We start from the raw sequence: 18076 nt of genomic DNA on the forward strand, positions 1-18076 counted from the left end.
ACCGGAACCGCCAGGTGGTGACGCGGACCTCTCGTTCGCCCCGGGCCCCGGGCCCGGGGGCTGGTCCGGGCCCGGGGGAGCGGGGCGTGGGGTCAGCGGCCGGAGCAGGTGACCGTGGGCAGGGTGTTGGTGCCGTTGGTGGTGGCGACGAAGCCGAAGGTCGTGGTGCCCTCCGGGGCTATCGTGCCGTTCCAGGCCGCGTTGGTCACGGTGACCGAGGAACCGGATCCGCCCAGCGTGCCGCTCCACAGGCTGTTGATGGTCTGCCCGCTGGGCCACGTCCAGTTCGCCGTCCACCCGGACCACGTCGACGTGGTGTGATTCATGATCGTGACCTCGCCCTGGAAGCCGCCGTTCCACGAGCCGACCACCTTGTAGACCGCCATGCAGTCGCCGCTGTGCGGCGGCGGGGTGGTCGGGTTCGGCGGGGGCGTGGTCGGGTTCGGCGGCGGGGTCGTGGTGGGCGGCGGCAGCGTGCCGCCGGGGCCGACGCCGGTCACCTCGCCGTTGCCGCCGTCGAAGGTCACGTCCGAGCAGCCGAAGAAGTTCTCCTGGCTGTCCGAGCGGACCCACCGCGAGTAGATGATGTGCCGGCCGCTCTTGCCGGTCGGCAGGTTGCCGCTGAAGTAGTAGTGCCCGTCGTTGGTGCCGACCGCGCCCCGCTGGGGCGGGTTGGTCACCGTCAGGAACGGCTGCTCCTCCAGGTCGCTCCAGGCCAGCGGGCGGGTCGGGCTCCAGCTGTCCTTCGTCACGTAGAAGTAGAAGGTGCCGGGGTGGTGGGCCCAGTTGCTGTAGCGGAACTCCATCCGCGCCCCGGCCGTCAGGTGGGTCAGCGGCCAGTCCGTGCGGGCCAGGTCGTAGCCGGCGAAGCCGGTGTTGCCGCCGCTGCACAGCTTGCCGTCCGGGATGAAGCCGACGGTGCGGCCGCCGGCGTCGGAGCGCAGCACGCTGAACCAGTTGTAGAGCGAGTTGGCGCCGCTCTGCGCCACGGCGGCCGAGCAGGCGGGGTTGTTCGGCCTGATCTCGCCGGTGGCGGTGAGGCCGTCCTTCCAGCACAGGAACGTCCGGCTGCCGGGGGTCATCGCGGCACCGTGCGCGGCGGCGGGGTCGGGCCCCGCCGTGAGGGCGACGGCGCCCACGAGGAGGGTGGCGGCCGCAGTGAGCAACGCGGCCGTACGCGATCGATGGGACACGGGTTCTCCTGACTCGCGGGACGCGGGCGTCCCGCGGGTGACGCGGGGTGGCAGCGCCGGCCGCCCCGCTGCACGAGCGGATACGACGGTCGCGGCGGACGTGCCCCGGCGTGGATGGCCGGCGGACGTGCGCCGTCGGTGGCCCGTTCTCGCGGGCCGGTGCCCTCGCGTGGATGTGAACCCGGCGCCGGCGGCACGGCAGCCCCCGCACCGCCCGGCATGCGCCATCCCACCACGCGGGCGGGACGGCGCGCAATAGCCCTTTCTCGATGTGTCAGTAGCGCTCGGTGAGGTGTTCGCGGCCGGGCGGCGGCTCGTAGGCCGCCGGCCAGAACTCGGTGATCTCGCGGACCAGGCCGGCGTCGTCTAGGTCGAAGAAGCTCGTGGCGGGAAGCTCTTCGCCCTCGTAGGCGCAGGTGATCCAGGCGGCGGCGTGCCGACCCGAGGCGACCGCGCGGGTCACCGTGAGATGCCAGTCGCCGGGATATTCCTGGTTGAAGCGCAGGAACGACTCCCGGCCGACGATCCGCTCGCGGGTCTGCGGCATGTGGTAGACCACGTCGTCGGCGAGCAGGCCGGCGAGGGCGTCCCAGTCTCTCGCCTCCAACGCCGTCCAGTAGGCCGACACGGTGGCTTCGGTGCTCATCATGGCGCGTACTGTGCCAGCCTGGTGCGACACGTTCAGTCGGCGCGCGGTGCGGACGAGGGGGGCGCAGATGGGATACGCGGTGGTGCTCGGCGAGGCGCTGGTCGACCTGCTCGACACCGAGTGCGGCGGGGAGCCGGTCTACCGGCAGGCGGTCGGGGGCGGGCCGCTCAACGTGGCGGTCTGCGTCGCGCGGCTCGGCGGCGCGGTGCAGTTCGTCGGGTCGCTCGGCGACGACGCCCTGGCCGGGCGGATCCGCGACTTCCTGGCCGGGGCCGGTGTCGGCCTGGCCGGGGCGGTCACCGTGGCCGCCCCGACCGCGCTGGCGGTGGCCACCTTCGCCGGCCCCGAGCCCGACTTCCGGTTCTACGGCGAGCCGCCCTCCTACGGCCTGCTCGGCCCCGACGACCTCGACGCCGACCTGGTCGCGGGCGCCGACGTGCTCTACTGCGGGTCGATCGTGCTGCTCCAGCCGTCGGCGCTGGCCGCCGCCCGCCGGGCCTGGGCGCTGGCCGGCGGCCTGCGGGTCCTCGACCCCAACGTGCGACCCCGGCTGCTCGACGGGCCGGCCGCGCTGGCCGGGCTGCGCGAGATCGTGGCCGAGTTCGCCGCCGGCGCCCACCTGGTCAAGCTGAGCGCCGCCGACGCGAAGCTGCTCTACCCCGGCGAGCCGGAGGAGGGGGTGGCGGCCTACCTGCGGGAACTCGGCGCGGGGACCGTCGTGGTCACCCTCGCCGCCGCCGGCGCGGTGGTCGCCGCCGCCGGCGCCGATCCGGTACGCGTGCCCGCCCCGAAGGTGGACGCGGTGGACGCGACCGGCGCCGGCGACTCCGTGATGGGGGCGCTCGTCGCCGACCTGCTGACCGACGGCGAACCCGCCGCGCCGGCCGGCTGGCACGAGCGGGTGGCCTTCGCGCTGCGGGTGGCCGCCCTGGTCTGCGAGTCGCCCGGCGGCGCGACCGCCATGCCCACCCGCGCCGAGGTCCTCGCCCGCTTCGCCCGCTGATCCGGCCCGACAGGCGGGCCGGCTACGCCGCCGCCCGGGCCCGCAGGGCCCGCAGACACCAGTCGAGCGCCGGCAGGAGCCGTTCGGGCGCCGGCCAGCCGTTGACCACGGAGAGAAGCCAGAGGTAACGCTCCCGACGCGGGTCGCTCGCGGACTCCAGCCGACGCGACAGCCGGCGCCGCAGGTCAGCGTCGTCGGGACGGTCGCAGAGTTCCGCGTACCGGGCCGTGATCGTCGCGACCACCGGGTCGGCCTCGGGCGAGGTCGGGTCGATGCCCGCCCGTCGGGCCGGCTCGACCCGGTCACGGACCAGGGCGACGGCGTCGCGGCGCACGCCCTCCGCGTGGTGGGCGCGGTCGGCCGCGTACTGCTCCGCCATCCTGCGCAGGCTGGCCCGGAAGTCGGGATCCCGGCACAGCCCAGCCAGCTCCAGCCATGCCTCGACCTGCTCGGTGTCGGCGTCGTCGGGCAGTTCCGGGGTCATCGAGCGCCTGATCCCCGCGAACTCGGGGTCGGTGTCCAGGCCGCCGAAGGCCGCGTCGAGGAACTCGTCGACGAGGTGGCGCCGTTCGCCCTCCGAAAGCCGGGCCAGCCGGTGCATGCGCTCCATCTCCGCCGGGCAGGAGCCCTGCCGGGCCGCCGCCGTCAGCACCGCGTGCCGCACGCGCAGGGTGCGGATCTGGGTCGCCAGCGCCTCGGCGTGCGTCGCGGCGACCTCGGCGAGGGAGGTCTCGCGGTCCACGACCCTGCGGATGGTGGCGAGGTCGAGGCCCAGCTCGCGCAGCGTCCGCACCAGTTCCAGGCGGACGACGGCCGTGGCGTCGTAGCGGCGGTGGCCGGTCGGGCCGCGGTCGGTCGGGGGCACGATGCCCCGGTCGGCGTAGAACCGGATCGCCTTCACCGTCAGCCCGGTGCGTCGGGCCAGGTCCCCGATCGAATAGCGCGCGTCGCTGTCCATGCCTCCCACCTTCGCGCCTCCCCCTGCGGGAGCCGCAAGCCGGACGCCGGGCGCCACACCGGCTCCGTCCCGGTGGGAGATCGCCGCCGGCGCCCTCAGGCGGTGCCGTCGAGCTCGGCGTAGCCGCGACGGGCGGCGTGCAGGGCGGGGCGCGCGCCGAAGGGCGCCTCGGCGGCGACGCGCTCGGGCGGGGCGCCGCCGGTGTGCCCGGCCCGGATGAGCCAGGCCAGCTCGACGAGCTGGGCGTGCTGCGCGCGGACGAACGCGGCGTCGACCGGCTCGCCGTGCCCCGGCACGACGACGGTCGTCGGGGTGGTCATCCGGAGCAGCTCGGCCACGGCGTCCGGCCACTGCAGGGGATAGGACTCCTCGAAGGCGGGCGGGCCGCTCTGCTCCACCAGGTCGCCGGCGACCAGCACGTCGGCGTCCGGTACGTGCACCACGAGGTCGCCCGCGGTGTGCCCGTGGCCGGGGTGGCGCAGCACCACCCGCCGGCCGCCCACGTCGAGGACGGTCTCGCCGTGCACGGTGTGCGTGGGCGCGAGCAGCGCGGTGCCGGCCAGCTCCTCGGCCAGCGCGGGGTGCTCGTCGCGCATCTCCTCGTACGCCTCCCGGCGCAGCCGGTCCGCCTCCTCGCGCATCGCCGCGGCGGCCACCTCGTGGGCGTAGACCGGGCGGGGCGGCTCGGCGGCGAGGGTCGCGTTGCCGAAGCAGTGGTCGAAGTGGTGGTGGGTGTTGACCACCGTCCACGGGTGGGGCGTGACCGCCCGGGCGGCGGCGGCCAGCTCGGCGGCCTGCCCGGCGGTGGAGAGCGTGTCGACCAGCAGCGCCGCCCCGTCGCCGACGACCAGCGTGACGTTGACGTGTAGCAGCGGTTCGCGCAGCACGTGCACCCCGTCGGCGACCTGCGTGAAGCGGGCGGTCACGACGACCGCGCGGCGCGTTCCACGAAGCGCTGCCGGTCGACCAGCACCCGCTCCACCCGGCCCTCGGCGACCGTCTCGTCGCCGTCGCTGACGCTCACCTCGAAGTGCAGCCGCCGCCCCTCGACCGCCGCCAGCCGGGCCTGCGCCACCACCGTCCGCCCCACCGGGGTGGCCGCGCGGTGGTCGAGCTCGACGCGGGTGCCGACCGTCGTCGAGCCGCTGGGCATCCGGGTGGCGGTGGCCGCGACAGTGGCGGCCTCGGCGAGGGCGAGCACCCGGGGCGTGCCCAGCACCGGCACGTCCCCGGAGCCCACCGCCTGGGCGGTGTCGGTGTCGGTGACGGTCAGCTCCACCCGGGCGGTCAGGCCCGGCGTGAGGGCGGGCTCCGGCTGCTCCTGCATGGTCAGAGCCTAGACGAGGCGGACCGGCCCCGGGTCGCCTGCGCGGCAGCGTGGCGGTCGGCGTCGGCGGATGCCGCCCGCGCCGTTAACCTTGACCGCGATGTCTGTCGCGACCGATCCCCAGCCCCCCGCCCCGACCGGCCCGCCCGCCTCGCCCGACGGCGGGCGTCGGCGCGTGATCGCGATGACGGTCTGGGGGGTCGCCTTCGTCGCCGGTTGGCTCGGCATCGGCCTGCCCACCGACCCGGCCTACGCGTTCCTGTGGATCTGGGCGGCGACGATCGCCTGGCACAGCAGTCGCCCCTGGCGCAGCCACCTGCGCTTCGCCCGGGACTGGGTGCCGGTGGTGCTGCTGCTCGCGGTCTACAACCTCTCCCGGGGCTTCGCCGACAACGGCGCGACGCCGCACGCGTACGAGTTGATCGTCGCCGACCGGGTCATGTTCGGCTGGGCGACCGGCGGCGAGGTGCCGACGGTCTGGCTCCAGCAGCACCTCTACCGGCCCGAGGTGCACTGGTGGGACGTCCTCGTGAGCTGGGTCTACTTCTCGCACTTCGTGGTGGCGCTGGCCGCCGCGGCGGTGCTCTGGCTGCGCGACCGGGGGCGCTGGGCGGCCTTCATGCGCCGCTGGGGCTTCCTGTGCGCCACCGGGCTCGTCACCTACTTCCTCTACCCGGCCGCCCCGCCGTGGTGGGCGGCGCAGAACGGCCTGCTCGAGGAGGTCGCCCGGATCTCCACCCGGGGCTGGAAGGCGTTCGGCATGCACGGCGCCGGCAACCTGCTCAACGCCGGGCAGATCGCCTCCAACCCGGTGGCCGCCATGCCGTCGCTGCACACCGCGTTCGCCCTGTTCGTGGTGCTGTTCTTCATCCGGCAGACCCGCCGCCGCTGGTGGCCGCTGCTGCTGGCGTACCCGCTGGCGATGACGTTCACCCTGGTCTACTCGGGCGAGCACTACGTCATCGACGTGCTGGTCGGCTGGGCGTACGTCGGGATGACCTTCCTGGCGGTCGGCCTGGCGGAGCGCTGGTGGGCGGCCCGCCGCGCACGCCGGGACGCCGCCGGCCGCGACGCCGGGCCGACGGATCCGCCGGCCGACCCGCCGGCCTCCGCCGATGCTCCGGCGGTGCCGGCGACGCGCTGACCAGCGGGCCGGGCGGTCAGCCCGTCCGCCGGGCGGCGCGCGCCCGGTCCGTCAGTTCCGCCGCCAGGGCCCACGCCTCGGCCAGGTCGCGGTCCCGCGCGGCGGCGCCGGCCCCGCCGGCGGTGTCGGCGTGCACCGTCGCCAGCCCCAGCCGCCGCTGCGCCGGCCCCTGCACCACCCGCACGCTCTGGATCCGGGCGTACGGCACGAGCGCCACCTGCCGGGTGAGCAGGCCGGACCGCACCGCGAAGACCCGGTCGTCGAGGCCGGCGCCGAGCACGGCCCGGCTCAGCGGGTTGAGCCAGCGGGCCCGGGCCGGCGGCGGGCTCAGCGGCAGCGCGGCCAGCCGCACCCCGGGCAGCACCTCGGCCACGATCGCCTCGCCGGTGGGCAGGTCCCCGACGGGGAGCAGGCGGTCCGGCCGGTTACGGTCGTCGCCCTCGCCGGCGGAGTAGCCGGCCACCTCCAGGCGCAGCCGCAGCCAGCCCTTGAACCGCCACAGCAGCGGCCAGGTCACCCCGACGGTCTGCACCCGGTCGAGCGGGACCGTCTGGGCGCGGGTCTCCAGCAGCCCGTTGCGGATCCGCAGCGTGCCCTCGTCGCGGGCGAGCCGGAAGTTCCAGTCGTCGAGCACCCGACGCACCGGCTGCAGCAGCACGCCCGCCATGGCGGTCAGGGTGCTCGCCACCGCGATGAACGACCACGTGCCCTCGGAGAGGAACTGCGCCAGCACGAACGCCACGCCGAACGGGATCATGAACGCCTGCGGCGTCAGCAACTGGCTGACCAGCAGGTCGTTGTTGCCGACGGTGTGCAGCGGCCGGCCGGGCGGCGCGGACACCTCCGCCGGCGCCGCCCCCGCCTCCGCCGCCTCGGCGGGTGCCGGCGCCGCCCCGCCGGCCGCCGCCCGCCCCGCCAGGACGAGCAGCCGCGCGCGCAGCGCGGTCGCGTCGACGACGCTCAGGTAGGCCAGCGGCGCCTCGGTCTTGCCCCCGCCCACCACCTCCAGCCGCAGCTCGGCCAGGCCGGTGAGCTGGGCGAGCAGTGGGCGGACCACCTCGACGGCCTGGAGCCGCTCGAGCGGGATCGCCCGGGTGCGCCGCCAGATGAGCCCCTCGTGCACCCGCAGTTCGCGGCCGACCACGTGGTAGCCGGTGTAGTACCAGCTCACCACCGCCAGCACGGTCGCGCCCAGCGCCAGCACGACCGCCATCAGCGCGAACCAGCCGAAGCCGACCCGGGACAGCGTCGACCACGACAGGCCGGCGATCACCACGACCAGCGACTTGGCGCCGTGCAGCGCGGGGCTGAGCGGGTGCAGCCGCTGCCGGGGCTCGTGCGGCGGGGCCGCCGCGCCCGCCGGCTGCGCGAACCCGGGCGGCGGGTGCGGAGCGGGCACGGCGACCGGCTCCGGTGCGGCCGGCGGCGCGGAAGGGGCGAGCTCGGGCGGGTCCGTCCGGTCCGCCGCCCGGCCGGCCGGGTCGCTCACAGCCCCTCCGCCCGGTCCTCGCCGAGCGCGGTGAGCCGGTCGCGCAGCCGCGACGCCTCCGCCGGGCGCAGCCCCGGCACCCGGGCGTCGCTCGCCGCCGCGGCCGTGTGCAACTGCACGGTGGCCAGGTTGAACGCCCGCTCCAGCGGCCCGGCGCTGACGTCCACGAACTGCATCCGGGAGTACGGCACGATGGAGAGCCGGCGCACCAGCAGACCGTGCCGGACCAGCAGGTCGTCCTCCCGCTCGGCGTACCCCCAGGCCCGCACGGCCCGGACGATGGCCACGACGCGCAGGGCGCCCAGCAGCAGCACCGCGCCGAACGCGAGGCCGACGGGCCAGGCCCCGCTGAGTGCCCAGCCGACACCCAGCCCGAGCAGGACCACGCCCAGCAGCATCGCCAGCCGGAGCAGCTCCACCCAGATCAGGTCGGACGAGATCGGCTGCCAGCGGACGGTGTCCGGCCACGGCTCCAGGGGGCCAGCCGTGGGACGGGGGGCAGCCGGCGGCGGGCCGGCGGACTCGGCACCGGTCACCGGGGAAATCCGTTGTGCGCGCTCACCCTTCGAGCGTAGGCGATCCGACCACCGGTACGACCTCCCGGAGGAAGCCGCGGGCGTCGAGAAAGTCCCCGAGCGTCGAGCGGTGCTCGGCGCAGGCGAGCCAGGTCTTGCGCCGGTCGGCGTCGTGCAGCCGGGGATTGTTCCACCGCAGCGCCCAGTGGGCGGGGGCACGACAGCCGCGGGACGAGCAGATCAGCGGCTCGTCGGCGGGGAGGGGGTCGCTCATCCGGCCGAGTCTAGGGCGGGACGGAAGATTGAGCGCCGGGCGGCCACGGGGGGAGCCGCCCGGCGACGGGGTGAATCGTACACGCGCCGGACCCGTCGGTGTCCACCCCGTGAGCGGCGATTCCGCCACGTGGAACCGCGTGTCGGCCCGGGCGATCCGGCGACCGGGGACGGCGCGGCGAAAATCGGGTTCTCCCCGCCTCGGCACTCAGCCGGGCATGCGAGTCTTGATAGGCACCACGCCGCGCGACAACCGATCATGCTGTGGAGGACCGGTGGCCCAGCCGACCACGCCCGACGCCCCGACGCCCAACGGGACGCGCCCGGAGACACCCGCGCCGGCGACCACGCCGGCCGAGGACGCGACGCTGCTGGAGCGGGCGCTGTTCGAGATCAAGCGGGTGATCGTCGGGCAGGACCGGATGGTCGAGCGGATGTTCGTCGCGCTGCTGGCCCGGGGCCACTGCCTGCTGGAGGGCGTGCCCGGGGTGGCCAAGACGCTCGCGGTGGAGACCCTCGCCAGGGTCGTCGGCGGCTCCTTCGCCCGGGTGCAGTTCACCCCCGACCTGGTGCCCGCCGACATCATGGGCACCCGCATCTACCGGCAGTCGAGCGAGAAGTTCGACGTCGAGCTGGGCCCCGTCTTCGTCAACTTCCTGCTCGCCGACGAGATCAACCGGGCGCCGGCCAAGGTGCAGTCGGCGCTGCTGGAGGTGATGAGCGAGCGGCAGGTCTCCATCGGCGGGGAGACCCACCGGGTGCCCAACCCGTTCCTGGTGATGGCCACGCAGAACCCGATCGAGCAGGAGGGCGTCTACCCGCTGCCCGAGGCGCAGCGGGACCGCTTCCTCATGAAGATCGTCGTCGGCTACCCGACCGACGCCGAGGAGCGGGAGATCGTCTACCGGATGGGGGTGGCCCCGCCCGAGCCGGCGCCGGTGTTCACCACCGCCGACCTGGTCGCCCTGCAACAGAAGGCGGACCAGGTCTTCGTGCACAACGCCCTGGTCGACTACGCGGTCCGCCTGGTGCTGGCCACCCGCTCCCCGGCCGAGCACGGCATGCCGGACGTCGCCCAGCTCATCCAGTACGGCGCCAGCCCGCGCGCCTCGCTCGGCCTCGTCCGGGCCACCCGCGCGCTGGCGCTGCTGCGGGGCCGCGACTACGCGCTGCCGCAGGACGTGCAGGACATCGCGCCGGACATCCTGCGCCACCGGCTGGTGCTCAGCTACGACGCGCTCGCCGACGACGTGCCCGCCGACCACGTGGTGCACCGGGTGATGTCCACCATCCCCATGCCGTCGGTCGCGCCCCGCCAGCAGGCCACACCGACGCCGACGACCGCGCCGCCCGGCCCCGGCTGGCCCGGGCAGCGGCCGTGACCTCACCCGTCCGTCGGCCCGCCGACAACCCCTCGGACCGTACCGAAGCCGTCCTGTCGCGGCTGCAACTGCTGGTCACCCGCAAACTCGACGGCCTGCTCCAGGGCGACTACGCCGGCCTGCTGCCGGGGCCGGGCAGCGAGGCGGGGGAGTCCCGGGAATACCGCCCCGGCGACGACGTGCGCCGGATGGACTGGCCGGTGACCGCCCGTACGACGATGCCGCACGTCCGGCGTACGGTGGCCGACCGCGAGCTGGAGACGTGGCTGGCGGTGGACCTCTCGGCCAGCCTGGACTTCGGCACCGGCCGGTGGCTGAAGCGGGACGTCGTGGTGGCGGCCGCGGCGGCGCTGACCCACCTGACCGTGCGCGGCGGCAACCGGATCGGCGCGGTGATCGGCAGCGGCGGCGGCACGAGCGCCCCGCCGCGCCGCTGGCGCGGCGCGCCCCCGGTCCCCGGCCCGGACGTGTTCACCCGGGTGCCCGCCCGCTCCGGCCGCAAGGAGGCCCAGGGGCTGCTGCGGGCGATCGCCGGCACCGAGATCCGCCCGGGACGCGGCGACCTGGGCACGCTTGTCGACATGCTCAACCGGCCGCCCCGGCGGCGCGGGGTGGCGGTGGTGATCTCCGACTTCCTCGCCCCGACCGACCGCTGGGCCCGGCCGCTGCGCAAGCTGCGCGTCCGCCACGACGTGCTGGCGATCGAGGTGGTCGACCCCCGGGAGCTGGAGCTGCCCGACGTCGGGGTGCTGCCGGTGGTCGACCCGGAGACCGGGGGCCTGCACGAGGTGCAGACCGGCGACCCGCTGCTGCGACACCGCTACGCCGAGGCGGCGGCCGCCCAGCGGGCGGAGATCTCCGCCGCGCTGCGCGGCGCGGGCGCGGCCCACCTGCGGCTGCGTACGGACCGAGACTGGCTGCTCGACATGGTGCGCTTCGTGGCCGCGCAGCGGCACGCCCGCACCAGGGGGACGACACGATGATCCGTTTTCTGCAACCGTGGTGGCTGCTGGCCGTGCTGCCGGTGCTCGCCCTCGCCGCGTTCTACGTCTGGCGGCAACGCAACCGCCGGGCGTACGCGATGCGGTTCACCAACGTGGACCTGCTACGCACCCTGGCGCCGAAGGGGCTGGGCTGGCGGCGGCACGTCCCGGCGACCGCGTTCCTGCTCTGCCTGCTGGTGCTGGCGACGGCGCTGGCCCGGCCCGCGGTCGACACCCGGGAGCCGCTGGAGCGCGCCACCGTCATGCTCGCCATCGACGTGTCGCTGTCGATGCAGGCCGACGACGTGGCGCCGAACCGGCTGGAGGCGGCGCAGGAGGCGGCCAAGCAGTTCGTCGGCGAGCTGCCGGAGAGCTACAACCTGGGGCTGGTCTCGTTCGCCAAGGCGGCGAACGTGCTGGTGTCGCCCACCAAGGACCGGGAGGCGGTGACCAGCGCGATCGACGGGCTGGTGCTGGCCGAGGCGACGGCGACCGGGGAGGCGGTCTTCACCTGCCTGGAGGCGATCCGGTCGGTGCCGGCCGACGGCGCGGCGGGGGTCCCGCCGGCGCGTATCGTGCTGCTCTCCGACGGCTACCGCACCTCGGGGCGGTCGGTGGAGGAGGCCGCCGCCGCCGCGCAGGCGGCCAACGTGCCGGTCTCCACCATCGCCTTCGGCACCGACTCGGGCCAGGTGGACATCGGGGGGCAGTTGCAGCGGGTGCCGGTCGACCGGCTGGCCCTGGCCGACCTGGCCGAGGCCACGGAGGGCTACTTCTACGAGGCGGCCTCGGTCGCCGAGCTCAAGCAGGTCTACCAGGACATGGGCAGCTCGATCGGGTTCCGCACGGAGCCCCGCGAGGTCACCCAGTGGTACGCCGGCGTGGCCCTGCTGCTGGCGCTCTGCGCGGGCGCCCTCAGCCTGCTGTGGTCGTCCCGGATGCTCTGAGTCCCCGACGACGGCCGGCGGCGGTCGATGGCCTCCGCCGGCCGGGCGGCGGTCAGTGGGCGCCGCCGCCGGCGAGGACGAATACGACGGCCACCCAGACGGCGGCGAGGGTGAAGCCCAGCGGGGCGACGTAGCGGCTCATGGACGGCTCCGGGTGGCGACTGGACGGTCCGCGCGTGCGGGGCGGACCGCAGGGGGTGGATCAGGACGCGCACACGAAGTCGTGACCGGGCGGCTCCCGGCGGGCCGCCCGGCTGCGGGCGGCGCGGCGACCCGGCGCGAGGGGGCCGGGTGACCGTGCGGGGCGGGGAGCGGAGCTGGGTCAGCTCACCTGCTGAGTCGTGGCTCAGCGGGGCTGACGTTCGGCCCGGCCACGACTGGGAGGATCGCTATCTCGCACAGCGATCACCTCCTGCGGTCGGCGGGGCCCGGAAGGCGGACCGGCACGGCCCGCGAACGCCGATCATCGTACACCCGCCGGCGCGTGCCCCCGCACTCAGCCGACCGGGCGGGCGACGCCGTCCACCGGCGGGCGCCCCGCCGGCCGCGCGGCGGCCGGAGCGCCGGTCGTCCGGCCCCGGACCAGCGCCACCAGCACGGCGGCCAGCACCGGCAGCCAGCAGAGCCGGGCCAGCAGCCAGCCGGGGCCGTCCGGCGCGGTGTGCAGCCCCGGCAGGGCGACACCGGCGCGCCCCGCCAGCACCGTCACCCCGACCAGCACCGGCTGGTGCCAGAGGTAGACGCGCACCGCGTGGCGGTTGACCAGGCCCACCGCCCGCCCCGCCCACGACCGCCCGGACAGCCGCTCCAGCGCCGGCCGGGCCGCCAGGCCCACCCCGACCTGGGTCACCGCCAGGGCCACCGCCAGCAGCGACGGCGGGTGCAGGTTGGACACCTGCGCTCCCGGCACCCCGACCGCGCTGACCGGGTAGCCGAGCGCCACCAGGCCGGCCAGCCCGGCGGCCCCCGCGCCGGCCAGCGCCAGCGCGGCCCGTCGACCGGCGAGCCGGCCGTCGGCGTGCGCCAGCCCCAGCAGGTAGGGCACCGCCCACGCGGCCAGCACGGCGACCGGCAGCCGCCCGGGGACCTGCGGGAGCAGCCGGCCGGCCAGGTCGGCCGCCGCCACCACGGCCGCCGCCGGGGCGGCACAGCGCAGCGGACCCCATCGGCGTACGGCGGCGCGCAGCGGGGCGGTCAGCGCCACCAGGACCAGCAGCGGGAGCAGGAACCACAGCGGACTGACCGTCAGCGTCAGCGCCACCGACAGGGTGCCGTCGGGGGTGCCCAGCACGATGGCGGCCAGCAGCACCGCCGCCCCGGTGCCGAGCAGCGCCACGGCGGGCAGCACCAGCCGGCGCAGGCGGCGGGCCAGCCAGGGCGTTCCGGCGCGGCGGCGGGCGGCCGAGCGGGCCGAGGCGTACCCGGCGGCGAAGAAGAACAGCCCGAGGGTCTGCAACAGCCAGCTGGCCGGCGCCAGGGACGGCATCGCGGTCAGCGGGCTGGCCTGGGACAGCGTGCCGTCCGAGGCGAGCACCAGGCCGGTGACCAGCCAGTGCCCGAGCACCACGCCGCCCACCGCGTACGCCCGCAGCGCGTCGACCGCGCGGTCCCGGCTCACCGGGTCGCCCCGCCCGTGAGCACCACCGACGCGACGGCGCCGAGGGTCGCCCCGCCCGGGCCGAGGTACCGGTCGTGCCCGGTCACCCCGGCCACCGGCAGCGGCCGGGCGCCGAAGGCCGGGTCGGCCGGCCGGATCCCGTGTCCGAGCCCGGGCAGCCGCAGCCGGGGCACCCGGCGGATCCAGTCGGTCTCCGCCTCCGCCGCCCAGAACCGCACGCCGCCGAACCGGTCCGCCCGGTCCGTGCCCGCGCCGATCCCGCCGAGGCTCACCACGTCGGTGACCTGCGCCGGCGCCCGCGTCGCGGCCAGCCCGACCACCAGCGCGCCGTAGCTGTGCCCGATCAGCGTGACCCGGGCCTGCGGCCGGCGCGCGGCCAGCTCGGCCAGCAGGTCGGACAGGGCGGCGGCGCCCCGCCGTGCGGCGCCCGTCCCGGCCGCCGCGAGCACCCCGTCCGGCGGGTCGTAGCCGAGCCAGGCGAGCACGGCGACCCGGGCGTCGGGGTCGGCCGAGCGCAGCGCGGCGTGCAGCCCGGTGGCCTGCACGGCCGGCGCGCGCCGGGCCACCCCGCCGAGCCCCCGGTCGAAGTCGCGCAGCGTGCACCCCGCCCCGGGCACCAGCACCGCGATCGCGTCCGCGCCGGCCAGGTCGCCGAGCACCTCGACGGCCAGCCCGTCGCCGCGCGGGTCGAAGGCCAGGAACCGCCGGCCGCGCTCGGCCCAGTCGGCGTACGGCGCGCCGGCGGCCCGCATCGCCGCCGTCACCGCCGGGTACCGCTCGACGAAACCCGCCGCGGCCACCGGGGCCGGCCGGGCCGGCAGCACCACCCCGGCGCCGAGCAGCGCGGCCAGCGCCACCTTCAGGACATCCCCGCTCCGCATCACCGTGCTCCCTCCGTGTCCGTCACGGTGGGCAGCGTGCGGTGCCGGGCGCCGCCGGCGCGTCACCCCCGGGAGCCGTCTCGGGCCCGGTACCGGGGTGCTACTCGCCGGCGGCCACCAGACCGGACTCGTACGCCAGCACCACGGCCTGCGCGCGGTCGCGCAGGCCCAGCTTCGCCAGGATCCGACCGACGTGGGTCTTCACGGTCTGCTCGGCGACCACCAGGTCGGCGGCGATCTCGGCGTTCGACCGGCCGCGGGCGATCAGCCGCAGCACCTCGGTCTCGCGCGGGGTCAGCGCGGTCAGCTCGGTGGGGCGGGGGCGGCGCCGCTCCGGGCGGGCCGCGAACTCGGCGATCAGCCGGCGGGTGACCGCCGGGGCGAGCAGCGCGTCGCCGCCGGCCACCACCCGGACCGCGTGCACCAGGTCGGCCGCCGGGGCGTCCTTGAGCAGGAAGCCGCTCGCCCCGGCGCGGAGCGCCTCGTAGACGTAGTCGTCCAGGTCGAAGGTGGTCAGGATGAGCACCCGGGGACGGTCGGCGGGGCGGTCGCCGAGCAGCTTCCGGGTGGCCGCCAGGCCGTCCAGCACCGGCATCCGCACGTCCATCAGCACCACGTCCGGATCGAGCCGGCGGGCCGCCTCGACCGCCTGCGCCCCGTCGGCGGCGTCGCCCACCACCAGCAGGTCCGGCTGGGCGGCCAGCAGCGCGCCGAAGCCCTGGCGGACCATCGCCTGGTCGTCGGCGATCAGCACCCGGATCATCCCGTCCCGTCCTCCCCGTCGGTGGGCAGCACCGCGACCACCGCGTACCCGCCGTCGTCGGTCGGCCCGGCGGTGAACGTACCGCCCAGCGACACGGCGCGTTCCCGCATGCCGGTCAGCCCGTGCCCGTCCCGGCCGCCGTCCGCGGTGACCGGGCCGCCCCCGTCGTTGGCCACCCGCACCTCCAGCGCCCCGGTCGCGCCCCGGACCGTCGCCCGCACCTCGGCGCCGGCCGCGTGCCGGGCCGCGTTGGCCAGCGCCTCCTGCACGATCCGGTACGCGGCCAGCCCGACCGGCGCCGGCGGTTCGGCGGGCACGTCGACGTCCAGGGCCACCGTCATGCCGGCCCCGCGGGCGGCCTCGACCAGCGCCGGCACGTCCGGCAGCCCGGGCTGCGGCGCGGTCTGCGGATCGGCCGACTCGCTGCGCAGCACGCCGAGCAGCCGCCGCATGTCGGTCAGCGCCTCCCGGGCGGCGCCGGCGATGGCGGTGAACTCGGCCCGCGCGGGCTCGGGCACGGCGTCGAGCCGGTACGGGGCGGTCTCCGCCCGCACGGCGATCATCGACATGTGGTGGGCGACCACGTCGTGCAGCTCCCGGGCGATCCGGGTGCGTTCCTCCAGCACCGCCCGGCGGGCCCGCTCCAGCTCGCTCCGCTCGGCCTGCTCGGCGAGGGCGCGCTGGCTCGCCCGCCGCCGCCGGATCTGGTCGGCCAGCAGCAGCACGCCGACCACGAGCACCGTGACGCCGTGCGCGTTGGCGCGTTCGGCGACGAAGAGGTAGACCGGCAGCAGGGTCGCCGCGCCGGCCCAGAGGGTCACCCCGGTCTCGACCCGCGTGCCGAGCACCGTCAGGACCACCAGGTACCCGAGGATCTGCACCGGGTTCCACGGCCACGCCTCGTCGGCGGCGGCGCGCACCACGCCGAGGAAGAGCAGCGGGTAGGCGAGCCGCCACGCCCACAGCGGCCACCGCGCCGCCAGCGCCACCGGGACGGTAGCGCCCAGGGCGAGCGCGACGGCGTACCCGTCGGCCAGCCCGCGGTTGTCCTCCAGGTACTCGGCGGCCGCGGCGGTGAGCCCGAGCAGGCCCAGCAGGGCGACCGGGACCAGATAGGAGCGCCAGCCGTGCCAGCGACGCCGGGTGGCGACGGGGCGCGCCGGCACGTCCGGGCCGACGAGCAGCCGACGGAGGTCGCGCAGGGCGACCCGGACCGGATTGTCGGGCTGAACCATCCCGGCAGGCTACGACGGCGGTGTCGCGCCGGTCGTGCCTCCACGGGACGACCTGCACGTCGTACCAGGGGGTGACGTGCCCACCGTTAGCGCTTACCTGCCGGTAACGCCTAGGCTCCGACCGACCGGGAGATCACTGAAACAGAGGGGGACCCGTGGCCCGTACCGTCCTGGTGACCGGCGGCAACCGGGGGATCGGCCTGGCGATCGCGCAGGCCTTCGCCAAGCAGGGGGACCGGGTGGCGGTGACCCACCGCAGCGGCGAGGCCCCCGAGGGCCTGTTCGGGGTGCGCTGCGACGTGACCGACGCGGGCTCGGTCGACGCGGCGTTCACCACCGTCGAGGCCGAGCTGGGGCCGGTCGAGGTGCTGGTCGCCAACGCCGGCATCACCGACGACACGCTGCTGATGCGGATGTCCGAGGAGCAGTTCACCCGCGTGCTGGACACCAACCTGACCGGCGCGTTCCGGTGCGCCAAGCGCGCCTCGACGAAGATGCTGCGCGCCAGGTGGGGCCGGATGATCTTCATCTCCTCGGTGGTCGGCCTCTACGGCGGCCCCGGCCAGGTCAACTACGCGGCGAGCAAGGCCGGCCTGGTGGGCGTGGCCCGCTCGATCACCCGCGAGCTGGGCAGCCGCAACATCACCGCCAACGTCGTGGCGCCCGGCTACGTCGAGACCGACATGACCGCCGCCCTGCCCGAGGACCGCAAGACCGAGTACCGCAAGGTCATCCCCGCCGGCCGGTTCGCGCAGCCGGACGAGGTCGCGGCGGCGGTCACCTGGCTGGCCGGGGACGGCGCGGGCTACATCTCCGGCGCCGTCATCCCCGTCGACGGCGGCCTCGGCATGGGCCACTGACAGCGGCCACCCACAGACTACGGAGGAACCCCTGCATGTCCGGACTGCTCGCCGGTAAGCGGCTGCTGGTCACCGGCGTCATCACCGACGCCTCGATCGCCTTCTCGGTGGCGAAGCTCGCCCAGGAGAACGGGGCGCAGGTCGTGCTCACCGGCTACGGCCGGCTGTCCCTGGTCGAGCGGATCGCCAGGCGGCTGCCCGAGCCGGCCCCGGTGATCGAGCTGGACGTGACCAACACCGAGCACCTCGCCGGGCTCGCCGACCGGGTCCGCGAGCACGTCGACGGCCTGGACGGGGTGGTGCACTCGATCGGCTTCGCCCCGCAGAGCTGCCTCGGCGGCGGCTTCCTCGACGCCCCGTGGGAGGACGTGGCGACCGCGTTGCAGGTCTCCACGTACTCCTACAAGTCCCTCGCGATGGCGGCGCTGCCGCTGATGTCCGCCGGCGGCGCGGTGGTCGGCCTGACCTTCGACGCGACCAAGGCGTGGCCCGTCTACGACTGGATGGGGGTGGCCAAGGCCGGGCTGGAGTCCGCCTCCCGCTACCTGGCGCTGCACCTGGGCAAGCAGGGCATCCGCAGCAACCTCGTCGCCGCCGGGCCGCTGCGCACCATCGCCGCCAAGTCGATCCCCGGCTTCGACCAGTTCGAGGACGCGTGGACCGAGCGCGCGCCGCTGGGCTGGAGCCTGACCGACCAGGAACCGGCCGCCCGGGCCTGCCTGGCGCTGCTCTCCGACTGGTTCCCGGCCACCACCGGCGAGATCGTCCACGTCGACGGCGGCTATCACGCCATCGGCGCCTGAGGGGTGCCGGAGGGGCCCCCGCCGTCGCGTCCCGAACGGCAGGGCCCCTCCGC

General features: G+C 76.1%; 19 protein-coding genes. 7 read left to right on the plus strand and 12 right to left on the minus strand.

Annotated features, from left to right (window positions below; all coding sequences use genetic code 11):
* Window positions 1-92 precede the first annotated feature (92 nt).
* Both ACWENR_RS12545 and ACWENR_RS12550 read right to left on the minus strand, forming a co-directional pair.
* Complete coding sequence (locus ACWENR_RS12545) at window positions 93-1193, minus strand: lytic polysaccharide monooxygenase (RefSeq protein ID WP_452277107.1); 1101 nt, start codon at window positions 1191-1193, stop codon at window positions 93-95.
* 274 nt (window positions 1194-1467) lie between these two features.
* Entirely contained in the window at window positions 1468-1842 is a 375-nt protein-coding gene (locus tag ACWENR_RS12550) for a nuclear transport factor 2 family protein (protein WP_452277108.1), read from the minus strand.
* Between the two features lie 67 nt (window positions 1843-1909).
* Between ACWENR_RS12550 and ACWENR_RS12555 the strand changes: the two genes are divergently transcribed.
* On the plus strand, window positions 1910-2845 hold the full coding sequence (locus tag ACWENR_RS12555; RefSeq protein WP_452277109.1) for a PfkB family carbohydrate kinase: 936 nt from the start codon (window positions 1910-1912) through the stop codon (window positions 2843-2845).
* A gap of 22 nt (window positions 2846-2867) precedes the next feature.
* Here the strand turns inward: ACWENR_RS12555 and ACWENR_RS12560 are convergent, their stop codons facing one another.
* The 3 genes from ACWENR_RS12560 to ACWENR_RS12570 all read right to left on the minus strand — a co-directional run bounded on the left by ACWENR_RS12560 (window position 2868) and on the right by ACWENR_RS12570 (window position 5136).
* On the minus strand, window positions 2868-3803 hold the full coding sequence (locus ACWENR_RS12560; RefSeq protein WP_452277110.1) for a MerR family transcriptional regulator: 936 nt from the start codon (window positions 3801-3803) through the stop codon (window positions 2868-2870).
* 95 nt (window positions 3804-3898) lie between these two features.
* Window positions 3899-4729 (minus strand): MBL fold metallo-hydrolase, encoded by an 831-nt coding sequence (locus ACWENR_RS12565; RefSeq protein ID WP_452277111.1) that lies wholly within the window; start codon window positions 4727-4729, stop codon window positions 3899-3901.
* On the minus strand, window positions 4726-5136 hold the full coding sequence (locus tag ACWENR_RS12570; RefSeq protein WP_452277144.1) for a thioesterase family protein: 411 nt from the start codon (window positions 5134-5136) through the stop codon (window positions 4726-4728). The genes ACWENR_RS12565 and ACWENR_RS12570 overlap by 4 nt, the downstream gene beginning before the upstream one ends.
* A 94-nt stretch (window positions 5137-5230) precedes the next feature.
* Here ACWENR_RS12570 and ACWENR_RS12575 point away from each other — a divergent pair, with 94 nt between their 5' ends.
* Window positions 5231-6274, plus strand: a complete 1044-nt coding sequence (locus tag ACWENR_RS12575; protein ID WP_452277112.1) for a phosphatase PAP2 family protein — start codon at window positions 5231-5233, stop codon at window positions 6272-6274.
* Window positions 6275-6290: 16 nt separating this feature from the next.
* On the opposite strand, the gene ACWENR_RS12580 is transcribed toward ACWENR_RS12575, so the two are convergent.
* From ACWENR_RS12580 to ACWENR_RS12590, 3 genes are read right to left on the minus strand one after another with little or no spacing between them, the layout of a single operon-like run.
* A complete protein-coding gene (locus tag ACWENR_RS12580; RefSeq protein ID WP_452277113.1) occupies window positions 6291-7763 on the minus strand; it encodes a PH domain-containing protein in 1473 nt (490 codons plus the stop codon).
* The gene (locus tag ACWENR_RS12585) at window positions 7760-8299 is read right to left on the minus strand and encodes a PH domain-containing protein (RefSeq protein ID WP_452277114.1); all 540 of its coding nucleotides are present in this window, start codon (window positions 8297-8299) and stop codon (window positions 7760-7762) included. The genes ACWENR_RS12580 and ACWENR_RS12585 overlap by 4 nt, the downstream gene beginning before the upstream one ends.
* Window positions 8300-8321: 22 nt before the next feature.
* Window positions 8322-8552 (minus strand): hypothetical protein, encoded by a 231-nt coding sequence (locus ACWENR_RS12590; RefSeq protein ID WP_452277115.1) that lies wholly within the window; start codon window positions 8550-8552, stop codon window positions 8322-8324.
* A 274-nt stretch (window positions 8553-8826) separates the two neighbouring features.
* On the opposite strand from ACWENR_RS12590, the gene ACWENR_RS12595 reads away from it, so the two are divergent.
* The 3 genes from ACWENR_RS12595 to ACWENR_RS12605 are packed head-to-tail and all read left to right on the plus strand — an operon-like array spanning window position 8827 to window position 11863.
* Window positions 8827-9933, plus strand: coding sequence for an AAA family ATPase (locus ACWENR_RS12595; RefSeq protein WP_452277116.1), 1107 nt, complete (start codon window positions 8827-8829; stop codon window positions 9931-9933).
* The gene (locus ACWENR_RS12600; RefSeq protein WP_452277145.1) at window positions 9912-10916 is read left to right on the plus strand and encodes a DUF58 domain-containing protein; all 1005 of its coding nucleotides are present in this window, start codon (window positions 9912-9914) and stop codon (window positions 10914-10916) included. Before ACWENR_RS12595 ends, ACWENR_RS12600 begins: the two co-directional genes overlap by 22 nt.
* Window positions 10913-11863 carry a VWA domain-containing protein gene (locus ACWENR_RS12605; RefSeq protein ID WP_452277117.1) on the plus strand — a complete coding sequence of 317 codons (951 nt, stop codon included), beginning with the start codon at window positions 10913-10915 and terminating at the stop codon, window positions 11861-11863. Before ACWENR_RS12600 ends, ACWENR_RS12605 begins: the two co-directional genes overlap by 4 nt.
* 496 nt (window positions 11864-12359) lie before the next feature.
* Here ACWENR_RS12605 and ACWENR_RS12610 read toward each other — a convergent pair whose 3' ends face one another.
* From ACWENR_RS12610 to ACWENR_RS12625, 4 genes are all read right to left on the minus strand, one after another.
* Window positions 12360-13481, minus strand: a complete 1122-nt coding sequence (locus tag ACWENR_RS12610) for an acyltransferase family protein (RefSeq protein WP_452277118.1) — start codon at window positions 13479-13481, stop codon at window positions 12360-12362.
* Window positions 13478-14362: an alpha/beta hydrolase gene (locus ACWENR_RS12615; RefSeq protein ID WP_452277119.1), complete on the minus strand. Its 885-nt coding sequence runs from the start codon at window positions 14360-14362 to the stop codon at window positions 13478-13480. Before ACWENR_RS12615 ends, ACWENR_RS12610 begins: the two co-directional genes overlap by 4 nt.
* 100 nt (window positions 14363-14462) lie before the next feature.
* Window positions 14463-15125 (minus strand): response regulator, encoded by a 663-nt coding sequence (locus tag ACWENR_RS12620; RefSeq protein WP_452277120.1) that lies wholly within the window; start codon window positions 15123-15125, stop codon window positions 14463-14465.
* On the minus strand, window positions 15122-16360 hold the full coding sequence (locus ACWENR_RS12625) for a sensor histidine kinase (RefSeq protein WP_452277121.1): 1239 nt from the start codon (window positions 16358-16360) through the stop codon (window positions 15122-15124). The genes ACWENR_RS12620 and ACWENR_RS12625 overlap by 4 nt, the downstream gene beginning before the upstream one ends.
* Window positions 16361-16515: 155 nt before the next feature.
* Here ACWENR_RS12625 and fabG point away from each other — a divergent pair, with 155 nt between their 5' ends.
* Together fabG and fabI are read left to right on the plus strand one after the other, a co-directional pair.
* On the plus strand, window positions 16516-17220 hold the full coding sequence (gene fabG / locus ACWENR_RS12630; protein ID WP_452277122.1) for a 3-oxoacyl-ACP reductase FabG: 705 nt from the start codon (window positions 16516-16518) through the stop codon (window positions 17218-17220).
* Window positions 17221-17255: 35 nt separating this feature from the next.
* Window positions 17256-18023: an enoyl-ACP reductase FabI gene (fabI, locus tag ACWENR_RS12635; protein WP_452277123.1), complete on the plus strand. Its 768-nt coding sequence runs from the start codon at window positions 17256-17258 to the stop codon at window positions 18021-18023.
* Window positions 18024-18076: the final 53 nt, after the last annotated feature.

This window comes from Micromonospora sp. NPDC004336 (assembly GCF_053602615.1).